The organism is Algoriphagus iocasae (genome assembly GCF_014206875.1).
GTDB lineage: Bacteria > Bacteroidota > Bacteroidia > Cytophagales > Cyclobacteriaceae > Algoriphagus > Algoriphagus iocasae.
The window spans coordinates 901,501-922,874 of the sequence record NZ_JACIJO010000002.1 but is presented as its reverse complement, the minus strand read 5'-3'; the positions used below and the strand labels follow the sequence as shown (position 1 = coordinate 922,874).

Below are 21,374 nucleotides of genomic sequence, written 5' to 3'. Positions count from 1 at the left end.
TCTTTAAACTTAAAATGCCTATATGCAAAAGTTCCTACCTATCGACAAAGGGTTAATCTTACTTTTAGTACTCTTATCAAATTTGACTTTTGGCCAAAATATTAAATTGGAACAAGGCCAAAACGGAGGATTTGAAAAAGACCCCATCAGCCCGGTAACTTGGTCCTCTGGAAATTCTAATTCTGGAAACAGCCATTTCTTTGAAGGGCAATCCATTCCTTATCGTCTTACGATTTCAAAATTAAAACCCGGTTCACATACAGTGGTAATTGAATGGGACACAAGTAAGGACAATAAAAATGCGATCGACTACATCACTAGTTTCGATAGAATCTGTGAAGAAGTCGTTCCTAGCTCTCGTAACCCAAATTATGCAGCTATCCCAATTCCTAAGGGCACTCCACAACCATTTTCAAGCTTTAATCAACTTTCCCAAGAGGAAAAGAACATTGCAATTTATGGTGGGACGATTACTAATCTCAGCTATCTGTTACAAGAATCAAATTTATCAAACAGTACAATCACGAGATTAAGTATTACATTTTCTGTAAATACTGGAAATGGAGCAAATAACACTGCTGTTATTGCTTGGGGAGGTCACATTGCGAATGCACTAGATTGGGGTCAAGGAAACTCTGCTTCCAGTATTAACGGCTCGCCTTACCATACACGTGTTGTTTCTTTAAATGGCAAATCTGTTGGTAGTCAAAGTGCCTCCGTTCAAGCCGCAGCAGAAGTAATTGACTTTGATGCAGAATGTAGTATCGAGGGTGAAATGGAAGTTTGTGCCGGTTCATCAGCTACTTACAGCGTTCCATCCGGAGCCCTTTCATACATATGGTCCTTATCTGGAGATGGAGAAATAATCTCAGGAGAGAACTCCAATACGATTACAGTGAATTGGGCTAGTTCCGGAAGTGTTTCTGTTAAAATTGACAATTTTGGAGCTTGTGCTCCAACTGAATGTACTCTTAACGTAAGCTTGGTTACACCACCAGTACTATCGGTTGTGGATGCTGTACTCTGCAGTACAGAAAATGGGGGAAATACAGCTATTGCTAATCTTTATGATTTTGTCAATGTGGAAATTGAGACCTTGATTTTTACTCGTAATGGCGAAACCATAGAAAGCCCAGAATCTATTTTAGTCACTGATGGAGATGAAATTGTGGTTTCTACTTTCGGAAATTGCGGAAGTACTGAAACTTTCAAAGTGACAGTAAATGACCGTCAGATTTTTGGAATTTGTACCCAAGGTAAAGTTTATGACCTGATTGGTTCTGAATTAAGTGCCCTCCAAGAAATCTTTGAACAAGGTCAAACAGTGGTGTCTAATGAGGTATTTTATATTTACGGCAATGAGGTACTGATTGAGGCAATCTATATAAAGGATAAATTTTCGGAGGCAAAGGCAATTCTTGAATCCTTGGGATTTGTTACGCCATTGGAAGAAGAACTAAAACAAGATCCAAATTCTTTGATCATCGCAGGATTTTTCCCGATAGAAAAATTATTGGAATTAAATCAATTCCCAGAAACCCTGAATTACGTTCGCCCTGCTATTCCTCCAGTTGCCAATAAAGGAGCAACAACAACTCAAGGGGACCGGGTAATGCGCTCCAATTTAGTAAGAGCAGGGTATTCTCATTTTGAAGGAGATCAACCTATCGATGGAACAGGGATAAAAATCGGTGTTTTATCAGATAGTTACGCCACTCGTACAGATGCTGGAGTCAATACATTGGCCACGGATATTTCCAATGGTGATTTACCTGAAAACACTTACTTTTTAAGAGATATGCCAAGTCGATTTGGGACTGGAACAGACGAAGGTCGTGCTATGATGCAGATTATTCATGATGTTGCTCCAGGCGCGGAACTTGGTTTCAGAACAGGGGTTCTTACAGCAGGTGATTTTGCACAAGGTATACGGGATATGGCTGCTGCAGGTAGTAATATATTAGTAGACGATATATCCTATATGACTGAGCCTATTTTTAGTGATGGTAAAGTCGCGAGAGCAGTGAATGAGGTAACCGCTAATGGAATATCTTATTTCACTTCGGCAGGAAATTTTGGAAGCAAAAGTTTTGAGGGATTATTTACTCCAACGATTGATGAAAATATTCAATTACCATTAAATAGTGGAACTTGGGATGGAGGCCGAGTTCATCAATTTAGTAATGGAAATACCACCCAATCTATTAACGTTTTCCCAGGTCAAAATGGCCCTGCAGTTTATATGATTGCGCTACAGTGGGAAGACCCTCTTTATTCAGTTGATCAGGTAGGTAGTTTATATGACCTTGATATTTACCTAAAAGATTTCGATGTTCCATTATTTGGCTTTAACAGAGACAATTCAAATGGTGACCCTATAGAAATTCTTTCTTTTACAATATCAGAACCAACTACTATTGATCTAGTAATTGCAAGGGAGTGCGAAAGCTGTTCTGATATGGATTCCAATTTGGGAATCAAGTTTAAATATATTGTTTACAGAGGTGAATTGGATCCAAATGATACAAATGGAATCAACGCTTCCTCAATTGTAGGACATGCAAATTCAGAGGGTGCTATGACTGTGGGTGCCGTTCTTTATGCAAACACTTCTGTTTTTGGATTTGACCCAGCATTAGTTCCTAGTGGAACAGAGCCTTTTACCGTGGCTTCTTTCTCCTCAAGAGGAGGTACAACCACCAATGGTGTCGTTAGAGCCAAGCCAGATTTTACAGCGCCCAATGGAGTGAATACTACTGTAAACTTTGGAGCTCCAAATCTTGAAGGAGATGATTTTCCAAACTTCTATGGAACATCTGCTGCTGCTCCTCATGCCGCTGCCCTTGCATCCTTGGTGATGCAGGCTCGCATAAAATATTATCCTGAAACCAAACCAACGGATTGGGTTGGCGAGGCAGGTGTCAGCTTACCAGAAGACATCCGGAGAGTTTTAAAGTCTACTGCTCAAGACATGCATGAATCCGGTGAAGATTTCAAATCAGGATCAGGACTTGTGAGGGCTGATAGAGCATTATTGACCCTCGCTACTCCAAACCCAGACAATATAGAGTTAGTATACGAAGAAGGAATAAACCCGGGAGAGGCTGAATTTCAATTGATTATTACAGGAACCAATCTATACGAAGGTTCGAACGTTTATTTGAGAGAAGAGCAGCTTGAAGCCATTTATGGAGAAGATGAATTTGGAACTGGATATTTGACTGTAACAGTACCAACGTTTGAGGGTAATCCTGGTGTCACAGTAGTAAATAATGCAATCTCTGAAACTAATGAAGATGGTGGAACCGCTGGTCCGGAATACTTCTTTGATATCGTTAAAAAGACCATTGCAATCAGAGCAGATGACCAGACTAAAAAATACGCGCAAGTTATAGAGCCATTTACTGCAAGTGTGTTTGAAAGAGTGGATAACAATTGGGTGTTGAGTGAACTAACCCTAGAGGATGTTGGGCTGACTCTTGATCCAGAAAATCCTGACCCTTCCTTACAACTCGTTTCTCTATCTAGTACGATTACTGGAGATTTGGCTGAAGTTGGAACTTATATAATCACAGCTTCTCATGCTGTACCAGGTGTTACTTTCTCAGATTTCTATAATTATGTAGGTGTTTTGCAGGAAGATGGAACTCTCTTCTACGACGGGACTAATAATTCCTTCGGAAATTATGGACCAGGAATTATTACTGTAGAAGCATTACCTATCACCATAAAACCTGTTGATCTGGTGGGCGATCTTGCTCTAGAATATGGAGAGTCAATCAGCGATGCGATTGAATTTGAAGTTATTATTCCTGAGGAACTTATTGAGTCTGAAGGTGTAGTAAAAATAAATAACATCGAAGATTTGAAGAATAGTATTCTGGCTGAGTACATGCAGGATCTAGAATTAGCCAAAAGAGAAGGAGATAACAGCCTTCCACTGGGAATTTTTAATGGTAGGATAATTATCAACAAAAACAGCTTTATCAATAAAAGCTTTATGGTAAGTAGCCGAACCATCATAAATGCTAGAACAATGATTAATGGCCGAATCATCATCAATGGTAGACCGATTATCAATTCTGCATTTGATGTGCCGGCTACATCATTCCTTGAATACCTTGATGATCCTCTAAATCAGGAACTCAAAACTGTCAGCATAAATGGTCGACCAATTATCAATGCTAGAACAATGATCAACGCTAGAACCTTGATCAATGGAAGAATCATTATCAATGGCCGTATCATCATCAATGCACGTACGATGATCAATGGAAGAATCATTATTAATTCTCGTACAATCATCAACAGCAGTGGTGGCGAAGAAGCACCAGAAGCAGGAGATAACCTTGTGATTTTTGGTGAAGCAGATTTGGAGTTGGCCGAAGAGGGAGAAAATTCGGAAATAGGTAAGTACTATGACTTCGGTGAAGAAATTGGCGAAAATGATGATGATTTCAATCTTGAATTCTTCTCCGTCAATATGGTCACTGGAACAGATGTTGGTAACCATTTAATTATTCCTGGAACCTACGAATCCAGAAACTACATTTCATCTTACCTACCAGCAGATCTTACCATAAATCCAGCACCTCTAGATGCAAGCACATCGGCAATACCAGATATGATTAATTATGGAGAAGCAGCTCCTGAGTACAAAACTGAGTTTGATGGTTTTGCGATTAGTACCAATTTCCTTGATATAGATGGCAATGAAGTAACCATTGAGGATAACGAAGAGTCTGTTATCAGCTCTATTTCCTATAAACTTCTCAAGGAGAGCACATACTATGAAAGTAATGGGGTAATCAATGCTGGAATTTATGAGATTGACCCAACGATTACTTTTGTAGAACCTTCAAATTATAGTCTAGTAAATATTAACAAAGGCCTTTTATCGGTCGATAAGGCAACTCCGACTGTTTCAGTAACTGGAGGAAGGTTTGAATACAATGGAGCTCCGATCGAAGCAACCGCCTTCGCTTATGGAATTGGGGGAATTGAGGATGTTTTAGATCCTAATCTAATTATCATAGAATACTCTGGAGTAGGGGAAACTAGTTATGGACCGAGTCCAATTGCTCCTATTTTCCCTGGTACCTACCAAGTTAAAGCAACCTTTATCGGAAATGAAAATTATGAACAAGTCACTTCAGAACCTGAATCATTACTCATCGTTGGCTGTATCAATGAAGCTCCGATAATAGGAGATTTTGAAACGGCAATGGGATCAGGTAATACAAGTAACCCTGCTACAATTAAAAGGCCTGCAAATACAAAAGTCGGTGATTTATTGATTGTAGGATTGATGTTTGAAAAAGGCGAAGCCCCATCCGTGACTCCACTAGATAAAGATTGGGTCCGTATCCAGAGAGTTAACCAAGAGAATCAATTAGCGATAGTCACTTTTTACAAAATTGTCAAGGCTAACAATGAACCTGAAAATTATCAATTCAGGATCAAACAAGCTCCTAAATGGACGATGGGCATTTCACGAATTAGTGGTGCTGACGTGGAACATCCTGATGGACCAATTGTAACGTTTACTGGAGCAACTGGACCTCAAGGATTAATTGGAACTGCACCATCACTTACTACTATTGATTGTAATACCATGGTGATGTTATTCTATTCCAATAAGAAAAATTCAACATGGACAGGACCAGCCGGTACTATTGAAGTTTACGATGATCCAAATGATCAACAAGGCTTAACCTCTAACATGATGTCTTACTTTATTCAAAGTGAGCCTGGAGAAACAGGAGATTTAAGTGCGACAGCCTCTGAGAGTGAGCATTGGGCATCTCAGGCTATAGCTATTCGTCCAAAAGCTTCAAATTTTGAAAATGCCAGGATTAATCCATTATTAGGCGAAACAGTCACTGAAATAGTGATATCTGAGGGAATGACAAATCTACAAAGAGAAGAAACTTCATCTCACTTAATAGCTTATCCAAATCCAGTCAAAGACAAATTAAATCTAGATCTAAAAGGTCTTGTTTTGGAAGAACCGACTGATTACTCACTGGTTATTTTGGATGCTATGGGAAGAATCCAGCACATGCCAAAAACTTGGTATGAAAATGAAAGTCGACTGGAATTAGATTTCTCTCAGATGCATATGGGTCTTTATGTGATTCATGTCAATACCGTGAAAGGCATTAAAACGGTCAATGTGATCAAAGACCATTAATTATTTGAGAAATAGCTCTTTTTGAAACGTATGGAATAGTATTTCATACGTTTCTTTTCTTAAATTATAAGTGATAAAATTCAGCTAGACAAAGCGAAGAAATGAGGTAGTGTATTCTAAATAAAAATGAAGTCTTTAAACGATAGAGATAAAAAGTAGAAGACTACCAATCAGAACAAAGCCAATGAATTTGCATTTACAAAGGTAATATGAATCGATTTTTGACTACCAAAAAGTACATCCTCTTTTTAATCCTGCTTTCTTATTTTCATATAAACAAAAGCAAAGCACAAACTTCTAGGCCCGACAGTTTATTGAGTTCTATAGAAGCTTCAAAAGATGACAGTTCAAAAGTTAATCGGTATGTCGACTTGGGAATTGAACTCTTAGGCTCAGATTTAAAAGGAGCTTTTGATTACTTTGATGAGGCTATTCAACTGGCTACTGAATTAAACTATAAAAAGGGATTAGCGGACAGTCACAATGCCAAAGGTAGAGCCTATGCCCAACAGGGAAACTATAAAGAAGCAATTCTAAATTTTCAGGAGGCTTTGAAGTTTTACGAAGAAATTCAGGATAAAACCGGCGAAGCAAATATCCTAAGCAATCTAGGTTCTATTTATTATTTGCTTGGAAACAATACGAAAGCTTTAGAACTCCATTTCAAATCTCTTAAAATCTCAGAACAACTCGACAATAAATTAAGAATAGGAACATCCCTCAATAATATCGGGACAGTCTACAGCAAAAACAGCGATACATTCAATGAAGCATTGACAACCTTCAAAAAATCCCTTGAGGTATTTGAAGAAATCAACCTCGAGTCAGGTATGGCAATTGCAGCAATGAATATTGGAGAAGTATACTTTTTGGAATCTAAATACGATTCTGCCACCTATTTTCATGAAGTGGCTTTGGGACTTTGTGATGGAACCCTTGACGCCACATTTCCCTTAACTCAACTTGGCGAGATAAACTCCATTTTAGGGAATTTCTCTAAAGCTTATGAATTTCACAAAAGGGCAATGGATATTTCCGAAAAGTCTGATGCCAAATTTGAAATGATTCAAAGCCTTATTGGCTTGGCAAAAACTCAGAAATTGCAACAAAATTATGAAGAAGCTATCACTAGCTTAGAAAGTGCCAAACCTTTGGCAATAGAAATTGACGCCAAGAGTGAATTAGTAGAAATTTATCAAAACCTAGCACAATCACAGGCCCAGTTAGGAAATTATAAAGCGGCTTATGATAATGAAGTCAATGTTAAATCTGTCAAAGAAATCATTGCAAAAACCAGTACCGAAAAGATGATTCAACAGCTTCAATTCGAATTTCAATTGGACAAAAAAGAAGCTGAGATTAAAATCCTACAACAAGATACTGAACTGAAAAACGCGGCTGTATTTAACCAGAAAATTATAATAGTGGCTTCTTTGGTCGCTTTAATCATGCTGGTAATTATTAGTTTATACCTGTATAGAAACAATTTAAGCAAGCAAAAGGCCAACCGTCTTTTACAAACCCAAAAGGAGGAAATCCGCATTCAAAGAGAAAATGTTGTCTCTGCTTATGAAAAATTGAAATCTACCCAGGCTCAATTGATCCAATCTGAAAAAATGGCCTCTTTGGGTGAACTAACTGCGGGAATTGCCCATGAAATCCAAAACCCTCTCAACTTTGTGAACAACTTCTCCGAAGTAAGTGAGGAATTGGTAGATGAAATGAAGGAGGAATTGGAAAAAGGTGAATTTGAAGAAGCAAAATCCATTGGCGATGAAATTAAACAAAATCTTTCCAGAATAAGATTACATGGAAAGCGTGCTGACTCCATTGTAAAAGGAATGCTGGAACATAGTCGGTCCAATGATAGAGAAAAAGTTCCTACTGATTTGAATTTGCTTGCCAATGAATTTTTACGACTATCCTATCATGGAATTAGAGCTAAAGACAAGGCATTTAATGCGGACTTTGAAATTGGTCTAGATGAACAATTACCCAAAGTGACAGTGGTTCCTCAAGACATCGGCCGGGTCATTCTTAATTTAGTCAACAATGCCTTTTATGCCGTCAATGAGAAATCCAAATTAGGAATCGAAGGATTCCAACCAAAAGTTATTGTCAGCAGCAAAAAAACTGAAAATGGAGTGGAGCTTTCTGTCCAAGACAATGGAAACGGCATTCCCGACTCTATCAAAGAAAAAATTTTCCAGCCTTTCTTTACTACTAAGCCGACAGGTTCTGGAACAGGATTGGGCTTGTCTTTAAGCTATGATATTATAAAAGCGCATGGAGGCGAGATGAAGGTGGAAAGTGAAGAAGGAAAAGGAACAAAATTTATTATTCAACTTACTAATCCATAGTAGATTGATATCAATCTTCCGCAAAATCCGCCAAAAACTTCTTTCCCAAAATCGGGTGACCCAGTATTTAGTATATGCTCTGGGGGAAATCCTATTAGTTACCATTGGGATTTTAATTGCTTTACAGATCAATTCCTGGAATCAGCAACGAATTGAAAGTAATGAAGAATTGGAAATACTCGAAGGGCTAAAAAATGAATTCGAAAATAATCTGGAGGAATTAAACTTTAGCATCACTATCAATCAAAAAGTAACCGAGGCCAGTGTGCAACTCACCCATCTGATACGATCAAATGCCCTTGAAAATGATCCTGAACTGTTGGATGACCTGCTCGTAAGGATTGGCACTTTTAATTCTTTTGATGCCCAAACAGGAGTGTCTAGCGAAATCGTCAATTCAGGAAAACTGACTCTTTTGAAAAATGATGCCTTACGAACTCAGATTGTAAATTGGCTGACACTCTTGGTAGATCAAGAGGAGGATATTCTTTTTAGATCAGATAATTATACAATGAACTTAATGCCATTTTTGATGAAACGTTTCCCCTTAGCAAATGGAGATCTCACCAAAAAACTGCCATTTGACAGGAAAAATTATCTCAAGAACTACCAAGAAAAATCTCCATTTAAGTTCAAATTATCTGAGCAGGAATATTTAGAATTTGAGAATCAAATTTGGCATCACAAACACAACAATGATTATGTTTCAATAAACGAATTGAACTTAAAAGACTTTTTAAACACAACTCTAAAAATGATAAAGGAAGAATTGATTAAAAAGAAAGAGACAAGGTAAGAGACCGGGAACTTGCTCAAGCTAAAGAAATCGAAAAAGCCTATTCTGAACTCAAATCCACCCAAGCCCAACTCATTCAATCCGAGAAGATGGCTTCGCTTGGTGAACTTACCGCTGGCATTGCCCATGAGATTCAAAACCTGTTGAATTTTGTGAATAATTTTTCTGAAGAAAGTGAAGAACTGGTAGATGAGATGAATAAGGAATTAGAGAAAGGGGATATTGAAGAAGCGAAATTTATCGGGAAAGACCTCAAAGAAAACCTCGCCAAAATCAACCATCACGGCAAGTTGGCAGATGCGATCGTGAAAGGAATGCTGGAGCATAGCAGGGCCAAAAAAGGCGAAAAAGTCCTGACTGATTTAAATGCGCTGGCCGATGAATATGTCGGCTTTCTTATCATGGTTTAAGGGCCAAAGACAAATCCTTCAATGCAGATTTTAAACTAGAATTGGACCCAAACTTGCCAATGGTAAATGTCGTGGCTTCGGGTATCGGGCGGGTCATTTTGAACTTGGTTAATAATGCATTTTATGCGGTCGATGAGAAAGCGAAATCAGGTCCTGATAACCATAGCGACGAAGGCTATCAACCAGAAGTCCTTGTCAGCACTAAGAAAACTGAAAATGGAATTGAGATTTCTGTAAAAGACAATGGTAAAGGCATCCCCGAATCCATCAAAGACAAAATCCTTCAGCCCTTCTTTACAACCAAACCAACTGGTCAAGGCACAGGGTTAGGTTTATCCCTTTCTTATGATATCATCAAAGCTCACCAAGGTGAAATTAAAATGGAAAGTACTGAGGGGCTAGGGACTACCTTCAAGATCTATCTACCTATGAGCTAATTTTGGTCAATGTACCCGTTAATTGCTCTAAAAATAAACTGTATAATATTGACTCCCAGCAGGCTTCGAAGTTATTGAAAACTATCACACATTAGCACAAAAGCATTCCGGGGAAGTAAAAGCTAAAATCACCAAATTTTTGGTTGGCATCGTTGATTGAAGAACGAACGGACACAAATAGCAATTACAATTTATTCATCAACCTGAATAAATCTTCCTTGTATTGTTTGCCAATCGGGAGGGTTTTTCCTTCTAGCTCCACATTGGAATCTGTGACAGCCTCCAGCTTTGAAAAGTTTACCATAAAGGAGCGATGAATCCGAATAATTTTTTTTTGATCTAACTTTTCGCAAAGCTTGTTCAATGGGCTTACGATCAAATACGGTTGTTGGGAAGTAATAATTTTAGAGTAATTCCTTTCAGCCTCCACCCACAAAATATCATCCAGCATTACCTTGATCAATTTATTTTTATTTCGAATGAAAATCCTATCCTCTTGGGCCTCCACGAAGGTATCCTCCTCTTCATTGGGAAATGTACTTTTAATGAGTCTTTCCTCTGCTAAAGCAATGGTTCTTTCCAGATTTTGCTTGGTAAATGGTTTTGAAATAAAAGCGAAAGGTTTTGTTTCCTTTGCTTTGTTAAATGTGGCATCATCCTCATTCGCAGTTAAAAAAATAATAAGAGTATCATAAGATTGATGAATCATATGAGCAGCATCAATTCCGCTTGCTCTCCCTTTTAGCTGAATATCCATTAGAATAATATCAGGTCTAGACTCCAAAGCATGGTGGATGGCTTCTTCAGCTTTTGTTTCGATACCTGTAACTTCATAACCTAGATTACTGAGTTGAAGACTGATATTGGCCGCAATAATCATATCATCTTCAACAATCAAAATTCGAGTCGGACTCATGCTGCTTTATTTAAGACAAATTCAAATGAAAATGCAGTTCCTGACTCATTTACCAAGGTCATTTTACCATCCAGTTGACGAGTAAGAAGTCCGATCAATTCTCTTCCAAATCCAGTTCCCTTTGAAAAAGAATTTGCCATCATTCCGATTCCATCATCAGAAACATTCAGCAGTAAGCTGGCATCTTTTTCTTCTAAAGAAACAGTAATTCTCCCAGCACTGTTTTGAGGAAAAGCATATTTCAAGGAATTAGAAATTAACTCATTGACTATCAGTCCAATTGGAATAGCTACATCAATATCCAAAGAAATTGGTTCCATTTCTGTCTTAAAATCTATTCGGCTTTCAGCATCGAAAGTATCTACAATGAAACCTCCCAATTCCTCAAAAAATTGCTTCATCTCCACTTTTTTCAAATTCCCCTTTTTATAAAGACTTAAATGGATCATTCCCATGCTTTGCACTCGCGAATAGGTCTCCTCCATTATTTGTTTAAACTCTGGGCTTTCAATGGTTGCTATCTGAAGGGAAAGGAGGCTGGAAATTGTTTCAAGATTATTTTTTACCCGATGATGAATTTCTTTTAGCAAATACTCTTTTTCCTGATTTCTCTTCTCTAAAAGCTTACTGTATTTTTCCTTTCTCAGGTAAACTATATAAAGAAGACCAAGGAAAACAATCGCCACGATAGCCAATGCCAAGTAAAACAACTGTAACTCCCTGGTTTTTGATAATTCTACCTGCTGAAGCTTGATGGTATTCTCCTTTTGGGCAACCTCCATTTCAGTTTGAAGGAGTGCTATTTTGTCTTCCGCCTCTTTTGTAAAAACTTCTTGCCTCAGCTTATCAGACATTTTGGACGATGCAAGTGCCTGTTTAAATTCTCCTAAATTCTCATGTGCTTTGCTTAGCTCCTCATAGACCATCCCTAGCTGGAATTTATCTCCAAAATTAGGTTTGATATTGGCCAGGCTACTTTCTAAATACCCTACAGCTTTTGAGTATTCCCCTGAAGCGTTACTGACTTTTCCCAGAGCCAAATAAGAGCGCATGATCATGAATTCATTATCAAGTAGCTCTGCATACCGTAAGGCTTCCATTCCAGAACTTATCGCCTCTGAATATTCTCCTAAATCTGTTTGTAAATTGACCAGCGCGATGTAGGAATCACTCAGGTTATTATAAAAACCATAGCGCTCCCCAAACTCAACAGATTTTTTAAAATAGGATAATGCCTTCAAAGGCTCATTCAGATCTACATAAAACTGACCAACCAAATGAAGAGTAAAATCATAATCTAAATCCCTCAAACCTCTTTTTTCAAAAAGATCAAGAGACTTCAAACCAAAGGTCAAAGCCATTTCAAATTTGCGCTGCTTCCAGAATAAATTGCTCATGTCAGAATAAGCCATTGCAATTGATTTTGGATCATTGTACTTCTCTCCTATTTCCAAAACTTTTGAAGCATAAGAAAATGCTTCTCCAAGCATGCCTTTTCGCTCATATACATAACCGAGGTTGGTGTAGAGGAGCCAAGATTCTTTTTCGGGGATATTTTCAATAGCAGCTGTTAATACGGATTGTGCATGATCTAACTCCTCCATGCGAAGTAAAATGGCTCCTTGCGAAACCATCATTCTTCCTTCCCAATAAGAATTGCCCATGTCTCTTGCCTCATTAAGACCTCCTTCAATAATCAGAAGCGCCTTTGTAAGGTTTCTCGTATGGTAGTAGTACCCAAGATCATTGATGATTTGTAGGCGAAGCTCACTAGGACTTTTTAGTTCAGCCAAAGAACCTTCCATTTTCTCCAGATAATCCGACTGAAAATCATCTGTGTCTATAAAGACCTCCTCATATTGAAAGGATCCACCAACTTTTTGAATTTGAGCAATTAGCCCAAAGGATGTGAAAAAATAAGCTAGAAAAAACACCTTCTTCATGGCTCAATTTAACGAAAGCAAAATCTGAAAAACAATTTATTGTATTTAAAAATTGTTTCCTCGGGAAAAAATTCCTGTTGTTCGGACAGGTTAAACCTAGGTTGATACAAAAGCAGTTTTAAATCTGAGTATTTCAGTACAACTTATTGAAAGTGAAGCATAAAGGACAGATAAAGAAGAAGTATGGGCCAATTATTGGGGTCTTAGTAAAGAAACGATTACCACAATAACCCAAATACCTCAACCTATCGCAGCCCTATTTGTGAATGGAAAAATCACTCAAGGAATAAGCCATTGGGACTGAGCCCAATTAAAATTTGCCATCAGGAAGATGCAATGGACTCAAAGCAGCAAATTTTTTGATATAAACTTAACGCAGCAATTTTTTTGACCGGGGGGAGCTTCAAAAAGGGAATGAAGATCCCCAACCGGTTTTTTATATCTAAAAACCTACTAGTATTTAGCTTGAAAAGGAGGCATCAAGTTGAAAACATGCTTTTATCAAAAATAAATTTTAATTAGAAAAGTTTTATTTATCTTGATAAACATCAATCTTTTTCGTTTTTAGTTATGTTTCAACTCAAAATTCTCCAAAAAGGAAGAGCGGAATTAAATCCTCCTGTTCGGCCATTGATTTCTTCTACCCGGGATCCATTGGACATCGAGCTGAAGACGATTTATGGTGAAATCCCAGCTGATATTTCTGGGCATGTTTTTATCAATTCCTCCAGCGGATCTGTCAATTCGGCTTATCCCTATCCAAAGAAAAATCCAGACGGAACAGACAACAAGGAATTCGCTTCTCCCATTCTTCTTGGAGGTGGCTTTGTCATGCGATATGATTTTGACCAAGAAGGAAAAGTGATGTTGAAAGCTCGCCTTTTAAAACCACCTGCATATTATGCAGACGAGGCCTTAAAGTATGGCAGCTACAAAAAATATCCGAAATGGGAGCAAAGCTTCAGTGCTTTTAAGAATCTTGGAATCACCAGAATGTCCTTTTGGCTAGGTTGCAGTGATCTACTCTCCACTGCTATCACGCCTATTAGGTATGGAAACGACACCAAAGATCGACTGGTGGCCACTACAGATGTAGGCAGACCCTATGAAATTGACCCAAATACACTGGAAGTAAAAACTGCCATCGGCTATATCAAAGAATATAGTAATGGCGTTCCTGGAATTGTGCCTTGGCCTTTTCCTGTGCTACAGACGACGGCACACCCTGCTTTTGACCCAGTTACCAAAGAGCTTTTTTCGGTCAATTATACCAAGTCGACCAAACTTCAGCTGAAGGAATCCAACCTGTGGCCGTCCTTACACCTTCATCACCATGCGATAGAAAAGGATCTGGAGCAAAAAGTAAAAGCCTGGAAAACATTGGATTCCAAGACAGAGGCTAGAGAAAAACTCAATGAATATTTTCAAAACGTCCATAAAGACTTCCCGACACATGAGAGTAAATTCAAGCGCTTTTTTAGAAAGTTAAAACACAAAGTAGTCAAAATTTTTGGAGACATTCTGACCGTTTTAGGGATACCGAAAAATGAGTTTTCAGTCAAAGACGAAGTTTATGTACACTGCTTTGATGGATCTAAATCTCTAAAGACTTGGAGATTGGTGGATGAAAAAGGTGAAAATCTGAAAATCACACAATGTTGCCATCAGACGACTGTTTCAGAAGACTATTTTGTGTTTATCAATGCGGCATTTAAGTTATCCCTGGATGTGATGTTTAATAATCCATTTCCTCATAATGAAGAGATAGATAATTTCATCAGAAAGCACACCACACTACCTCAAGAACCATTTACAGATGTGTATATAGTGGCTCGAAAGGACCTAAATTCTTCCTCCAAAACGGCTGTAGCGAAGAGGATAAGACTGGAACCAGAATTTATCCATTGCTACTTAAACTATAAAAACCCGGGAGGCAAATTGACATTATATGGCGCCAGCAATAGTGCTGCTTGCCTGGCAGAATGGGTAAGACCATTTGATAAATTGGTCAGTGGATCAGAGATCGAACCAAATACAGCTGGAATTATTTCTGCCGGAGTCATGGATATCGGTCGAATCAGCAAATATGAGATTGATGCGGAGAAAGGTAATTTACTTTCCGAACTGATTTTAGATGCTCCAGGAAATCTAGACAATCCAGAAGATCTTGGCGCACATACCTGGGGAGTGGGAATTTATACATTTCGAGATATCATTTCAGGAAGCATTCCAAGTAATGAAATCACAGATATCTACTTCCAATGCTATGGTTTGGAACCAAGGAGATTGACTGAATTCATTTATGAGCTTTATAAAGATTATCCAAACCGTAAAGTACCTGCAGAAAAAGTAAAAGAGTTATCCGAAGAAGGTGTCCCTCATCAATTGGTGCGATTAAATGCCCAATCCTTCGAGTTAGAAGATTATTTCCAATTTCCGAAGGGATATGAAATCCGATCGCTTCAATTTACAAATAGGAAAACGAGTACCAATCCTCGAGCTGGAATCGATGGCTACATTACCGTATTGATGATCAATGAAGATGAACTCAATGGAGAAAAGAATTTCTTCAGAGAAGTCTGGATTTTTGACGCTGCCAATCTGAAAGATGGCCCAAAGGCTGTTTTATCCCATCCTGACCTAAATTTCGCCTTCACTTTGCATTCAGTATGGACTAATTCCATTGAGTCAAATGCTTCGGATCCTTACCACGTCTCTGTCAAAGACGATTATCAATATATGATTGACAAAATCTGGCTTGACAAACACATCATTCAGGATTTCTTCAATAAAGAAATATATCCACACTTTGACTAGACCAGTTTGGCAAAACCTTTATATTTCAATTTGCTTTGAGAAAATAACTTCTGTCTATTCTAAATGAATATTGGGGAATACATAGTAATCAATAAACTGTATGAAGATTCTGAGACTTCTGTTTTTGAGGCCGCGCACCATCAGACAGGAGTTAAAGTCATCATAAAAATCCATGCAGATGATTTCCCCACACCACAAAAAATAGAGCGGATCAAGGAAGAATTTCGTTTAGGAGAAAAACTGCACGGCGAAGGTTTAGCAAACTACCTGGAACTCATCAGAATCGGAAATGGATTTGGGATTATTCAGGAGTATTTCGAAGGAACATCTTTGGATAACCTAATCAGGAAAAATCACCGATTATCCTTAGTGGATTTTTTGAAAATTGCGCCAAAAATCACGCGGGCTTTGGGAGAGATGCATTTACAGAAAATTGTGCATCGTGACATCAGTGCAGACAACATTCTGGTTGCAAAAGATTTTTCTGCTATCAGATTGATAGATTTTGGAGTTTCGGCTTCCTTTCAAAAAATCAGTTCTGAAAAAATTACTGGTGGAAAAATCCATTATCTCTCTCCTGAACAAACAGGTAGAATCAATCGGCTGACAGATTACAGAACAGACTTTTATTCTTTAGGTGTTTTATTTTACAGGTTACTTTCAGGAGTTTTCCCATTTGAAAGCGAGGATTCTTTCCAGATCATCCACCAACATATTGCCTCTCAGCCACCAACTTTGAGAGAATATTCCAGAAACATCCCTCCTGTTCTCGAAAAAATCATTCTTAGGCTTTTATCCAAATCCGCCGACGATCGGTATCAATCAGCCAAGGGGTTAGAACATGACCTATTGCGATGTGCCGAAGACCTAGAAGAGACAGGAGAAGTTCATGATTTCAAACTGGCGGAATTTGATTTTTCATCGATTTTCAGAATGCCAAGACAGCTTTTTGGCAGGGAAAAGCAATTGCAAGAATTAATGGGTTATTGGGAAACCTGTCTGAATAAAAAAGAAACCCAATTTCTCTTAGTGAAAGGAAGTCCAGGAATCGGCAAATCCAGTTTTATCCAAGAGCTCAAGAAGCCCGTTTTGGAACAAAATGGATTCTTCCTTCATGGCAAATATGAGCTTTTGAATCAGCCCATTCCTTACAGCGGATTGATTCAGGCTTTTGAAAGTTTGTTGCTCCAGTTGATGACAGAGCATAAAACTGCTTTGGCATTTTGGAGAGATCAATTGAAAGTAGCTTTGGGGCAAAACGGAAAGTTGCTAACGGAAGTATTTCCGACTTTGGAGAAGATAATTGGTCCTCAAATGGACCTGGAAGCCCTTTCTCCGATGGAGTCCCAGAACCGATTTGAATATGTTTTTGAAGAATTCATCAAAGTCTTTACCTCTCAGCCCTATCCGATCACGCTCTTTCTTGACGATCTCCAATGGATTGATTTAGCAAGTCTCAACCTTCTATCCCAGCTTCTTAAAAACAATCAAAATCAGACCTTTTTCATTGTCGGTGCCTATCGGGATAATGAAGTAGATGATTCCCATCCTCTAACGATTCTTCTGTATGATTTAAAGAAATTAAAATTCCCAATTCAAAACATTGAGTTGGACTTGATACCGATTTCAGAAATCGAGAAAATTCTAGCTTATAGCTTGATGACAACTCCTGAAAAGGTAAAAGATTTTGCTAGACAGGTACATGCCAAAACTAGTGGAAATCCATTTTATGTGCATCGATTTATAAATAGCCTTTATGAGAAAGGTTTGATCGTACCCAATACCAAAGAGGGGAAATGGGAATGGGATGAATCTCAAATTGTTGAGGAAAGTGCCACTGAGAACGTAGTGGATTTCCTGATGAAACAGATGGAGAAACTTCCTGAAAACGTGAGGAAAATACTGGGCACAGGAGCAGCTATAGGAAACCGTTTTTCTTCCAAAGAAATTTCAGAAATTTTCTTAATGTCGGAGTTGGACTTTAAAGAGGAATTAAGCCCTGCTTTAAATGATTCCTATCTGCTTTTTGATGGTACAGAATACTATTTTGTACACGACCGGATCCAGCAAGCAGCCTATTTATATTTGAAAGATAAAACTCAGATTCACTTAGAAATCGGAGAGTTTTTTGAAAATATACTGGACCGGAAAAAAGAGGATTGGATTTTTAAAGTAACCAACCAATTAAATCGGGCAAAAACCCTGATTACGGATCTGGATAAACAGGTGAAATTGGCTTCCTATAATTACGAAGCAGGCATCAAAGCAAGAGATGCCATTGCCTTTGATGAAGCGTTAAAGCTATTAAACCTCGCTGACCAACTTCTTCAAGATAAAGATCCTTGGAACGAATTTTATGATCTGAAATGGAAAATCTCCTTTGCTCAGATAGAGGTAGAATTTATTGCGGGAGACCAGCAAAAAGCTTTTGACCTCTCAAATGAAACATTGGTTTTCGCCAAAACAAATGATGAAAAAGCGCAGATTTATAACCAGCTCATCATTTTTTCTACCATGAAAATCCAGTTTCAGGATGCTTTGAATTTTGGAATAAAAGGCTTGGAATTGATGGGTATCTCTTTTCCAAAAGAAGAAGATTTTGGAGATGCCATCGGCCAAGGTTTTGGCGCAATCATGGGTTCAATGGCAAACAAGAAACCTATCGATTTATTACAAAATAGGACCCTTTCTTCAGAGGAAGTGCCAAGTATTAAAATCAAGTTGATCGTCAACATGCTCTCTCCTGCATTTTTGAGTGGACAGAGTAATTTGTGGACATATTTGGTTTTGACGAGCACAGCTATTTCTATCAATGATGGAAATATAGCGGAAAGCTGTACAGCATATAGTTCTTATGGAATCCTTTGTGGACTTGCATTCGGTGATTTTCAGCAGGGATTTGACTTTGGTGATCTCTCCTACCAGCTTGCTAATGAGTTAAAAAGTCAAAGACAAAAAAGTAATACTTGTTTTGTTTTAGGAGCTTTCCTAAACATCTACGCAAGACCTGCCAAAGAAAGTATCAACTATCTAAAAGAAGGCTTGACAGCAGGTCTTCAATCTGGTGAACTTCAATTTGCAGGCTATAATATTTCTGGTTTTGGGCAGGTAATTACTACCGCTGGAAACTCTCTTTCGGTATTGGAGGAGAACTTGTACCATGGCTTACAAATCGCCGAAAAAACCAAAAATCTATTTGTCAAAAGCACAGTTCTCGTTTTCTATCAGTTTATTAATGATTTAGGAGCACCTACTCAATTACAAAGCATTGAAACGGACGAACATATTTATGCTCTTTTGGAGCGGGAGCAAAATTATTTCGGAAGGTTCTACTTTTTCCTTTACAAAGGTTTTTCCAGCTATTTACTGGGCAATCCCCAGGAAGCATTTGACTATATTTCCAATGCCAAAAATTACTTGTCGGCAGTTCCTGGATCTGTAGTATTAGCAGATTATTACATCTATTTACCAATGATTTCCCTGGAGTTGATGGATCCGAAAGAGCCAAACCCTGAACTTCAAACGGCGGTTGAGGAATCTCTGGCTGTATTGGAAAAATGGAATGCCTCCGCTCCTGAAAATTTCCAATTTCGTATTGACCTGATTCATGCCATCCAAAAAGAAAAACAGGGTCATATTTTAGATGCTTTGGACCTTTATGATGCTGTCATCAGCCAAACTTCCAAAAATGAAATGCTTCCGCTCAAAGCAATTGCTTTTGAAAAGGCGGGGAAAATGATGCTAAATAGCGGCAAAATAAGAATTGGAGAAATCTATCTCAAAGATTCCTATTTGGCTTATTTGGAATATGGTGCAACTCATAAAATCGATGAACTTCAAAAGAATTTCCCAACTGTTTTCCAGAAAGGCCAGCCTCAAAAGACAGGTACAATAAGCGAAACGACCCGGACTTTCCAATCCCTTGAAATGTTTGATGCCCATACCTTAATCAAAGCTTCGGCTGCGATTTCCCAACAGGTCACTTTGAAAGGAGTCTTGGGCAAAATGATGGAGATAGTTCTGGAAAATGCTGGTGCAGAAAAAGGATATTTCTTGATGCAATCTGATAGCAACTGGAAGGTGGAAGCGGAAGGGATGATCAACCCTTCTTCCTATAAATTATTACAGGGAATTCCTTATCCATCTCCTGGCATTGATCTGCCTGAGGAAGTCATCAATTATGTACAAAACAGTCAGCAGTCCCTCTTACTGGAAGATGCACAAAACCATCCAGAATTTGGAGTAACACCTTATTTTCGATCCCATCAGATCAAATCCATTCTTTGTCTTCCTGTGATCCACCAAGGGATGTTGATCGCTATACTTTATTTAGAAAATTCACTTTCGGTGGGTGCTTTCACCCCATCGCATAAAGATCTTCTTCAGACACTATCCACACAGATTGCCATATCGATTTCAAATGCTCAACTATATGAAAATTTGGAGAAAAAAGTACTACTGAGAACCTCCGAACTTCAACATCAAAAAGAGGATTTAGAGCTCACTGTGAACGATCTGAAAAAAGCACAAAGGCAATTGGTTAATTCTGAGAAAATGGCCTCTATGGGTGAGCTGGCTTCTGGAATTGCACATGAGATCCAGAACCCGCTAAACTTTGTCAATAACTTTACGGAGGTCAGTGATGAGTTGATTCAGGAGATTTTGGAAGAATATGAAAAACCAGAAGATAAGAGAGATGGGGAGTTACTTCAAGAGCTTTTGGAGGACGTAAGATTCAACTTAGAGAAAATCAGAAAACACGGCATTCAAGCCGATGCCATTGTCAAAAATATGCTGGAACATAGCAAGCAGGGACAAGGCAAACATGAACTGACTGATATTAATGCGCTTGCAAATGGATTCTTGAGGATGTCTTACCACAGTTTTTTGGCCAAATACAAAAATGTAATTTCTAAAGACCTCGAAATAGAAATGGATATTTCTGTAGATGAAGGTCTTCCAAAAGTGAAGGTTATTCCGCAAGAAATCGGTAAAGTCCTTCTAAATCTATTGAACAATGGTTTTTATTCGGTTTTGGATAGGAAAGTGAAATACGAGCAGGATTCCGAAGAATATCAGCCAATAGTGAAGATCAGCACTTCCCAAACTACTGATAAAAAGGGTGTATCTTTTATATTGATTTCTGTTGTGGATAATGGAACTGGTATCCCGGATTCCATCAAAGAAAAAATATTTCAGCCATTTTTCACCACAAAACCTACTGGCTCAGGTACGGGCTTAGGGCTTTCTTTGGCTTACGATATCGTGTTGGCTCACGGAGGGGAAATCAAAGTCAATAGTACAGAAGGAAAAGGTAGCGAGTTTATCGTTTCCCTTCCTATCAACTAAAACTTAACAGGTACAAAATTCAAATTAACCTATTCAAATTCATCATTTTAGTATGCGTACTCCTTGATTATAAATGATTTAGTTCAAATTCAAATGTGCTTTATTTGTGGAAAATCGCATAATAAAGCGTAGATTAAAATGCCAAATAGAATT

Annotated in this window: 9 protein-coding genes; 7 read left to right on the top strand and 2 right to left on the bottom strand. The window is 38.3% G+C overall.

Annotated features, from left to right (window positions below):
- Nucleotides 1-22: 22 nt before the first annotated feature.
- The 5 genes from FHS59_RS11385 to FHS59_RS23540 all read left to right on the top strand — a co-directional run bounded on the left by FHS59_RS11385 (nt 23) and on the right by FHS59_RS23540 (nt 10,196).
- A complete protein-coding gene (locus FHS59_RS11385) occupies nt 23-6,193 on the top strand; it encodes a S8 family serine peptidase (RefSeq protein ID WP_184495264.1) in 6,171 nt (2,056 codons plus the stop codon).
- A 209-nt stretch (nt 6,194-6,402) separates the two neighbouring features.
- The gene (locus FHS59_RS11380; protein ID WP_184495263.1) at nt 6,403-8,553 is read left to right on the top strand and encodes a tetratricopeptide repeat-containing sensor histidine kinase; all 2,151 of its coding nucleotides are present in this window, start codon (nt 6,403-6,405) and stop codon (nt 8,551-8,553) included.
- Nucleotides 8,554-8,557: 4 nt separating this feature from the next.
- On the top strand, nt 8,558-9,349 hold the full coding sequence (locus FHS59_RS11375; RefSeq protein ID WP_184495262.1) for a DUF6090 family protein: 792 nt from the start codon (nt 8,558-8,560) through the stop codon (nt 9,347-9,349).
- 89 nt (nt 9,350-9,438) lie between these two features.
- Complete coding sequence (locus FHS59_RS23545; protein WP_317168186.1) at nt 9,439-9,759, top strand: histidine kinase dimerization/phospho-acceptor domain-containing protein; 321 nt, start codon at nt 9,439-9,441, stop codon at nt 9,757-9,759.
- 41 nt (nt 9,760-9,800) lie between these two features.
- A complete protein-coding gene (locus FHS59_RS23540) occupies nt 9,801-10,196 on the top strand; it encodes a sensor histidine kinase (protein ID WP_317168185.1) in 396 nt (131 codons plus the stop codon).
- A 184-nt stretch (nt 10,197-10,380) separates the two neighbouring features.
- Here FHS59_RS23540 and FHS59_RS11360 read toward each other — a convergent pair whose 3' ends face one another.
- Nucleotides 10,381-11,112, bottom strand: coding sequence for a LytR/AlgR family response regulator transcription factor (locus tag FHS59_RS11360; protein WP_184495260.1), 732 nt, complete (start codon nt 11,110-11,112; stop codon nt 10,381-10,383).
- Nucleotides 11,109-13,055, bottom strand: a complete 1,947-nt coding sequence (locus tag FHS59_RS11355) for a tetratricopeptide repeat-containing sensor histidine kinase (protein ID WP_184495259.1) — start codon at nt 13,053-13,055, stop codon at nt 11,109-11,111. Before FHS59_RS11355 ends, FHS59_RS11360 begins: the two co-directional genes overlap by 4 nt.
- A gap of 570 nt (nt 13,056-13,625) precedes the next feature.
- Here FHS59_RS11355 and FHS59_RS11350 point away from each other — a divergent pair.
- Together FHS59_RS11350 and FHS59_RS11345 are read left to right on the top strand one after the other, a co-directional pair.
- Nucleotides 13,626-15,872: a carotenoid oxygenase family protein gene (locus FHS59_RS11350; protein WP_184495258.1), complete on the top strand. Its 2,247-nt coding sequence runs from the start codon at nt 13,626-13,628 to the stop codon at nt 15,870-15,872.
- Between the two features lie 63 nt (nt 15,873-15,935).
- The gene (locus tag FHS59_RS11345) at nt 15,936-21,221 is read left to right on the top strand and encodes a protein kinase domain-containing protein (protein WP_184495257.1); all 5,286 of its coding nucleotides are present in this window, start codon (nt 15,936-15,938) and stop codon (nt 21,219-21,221) included.
- The last annotated feature ends 153 nt before the right edge of the window (nt 21,222-21,374 follow it).

Bases quoted from the DNA above. Each gene is read 5' to 3' on its own strand.
- FHS59_RS11385 (WP_184495264.1), top strand. From the start codon at position 23: ATGCAAAAGTTCCTACCTATCGACAAAGGGTTAATCTTACTTTTAGTA.
- FHS59_RS11380 (WP_184495263.1), top strand. From the start codon at position 6,403: ATGAATCGATTTTTGACTACCAAAAAGTACATCCTCTTTTTAATCCTG.
- FHS59_RS23545 (WP_317168186.1), top strand. From the start codon at position 9,439: ATGGCTTCGCTTGGTGAACTTACCGCTGGCATTGCCCATGAGATTCAA.
- FHS59_RS11360 (WP_184495260.1), bottom strand. From the start codon at position 11,112: ATGAGTCCGACTCGAATTTTGATTGTTGAAGATGATATGATTATTGCG.
- FHS59_RS11355 (WP_184495259.1), bottom strand. From the start codon at position 13,055: ATGAAGAAGGTGTTTTTTCTAGCTTATTTTTTCACATCCTTTGGGCTA.
- FHS59_RS11350 (WP_184495258.1), top strand. From the start codon at position 13,626: ATGTTTCAACTCAAAATTCTCCAAAAAGGAAGAGCGGAATTAAATCCT.
- FHS59_RS11345 (WP_184495257.1), top strand. From the start codon at position 15,936: ATGAATATTGGGGAATACATAGTAATCAATAAACTGTATGAAGATTCT.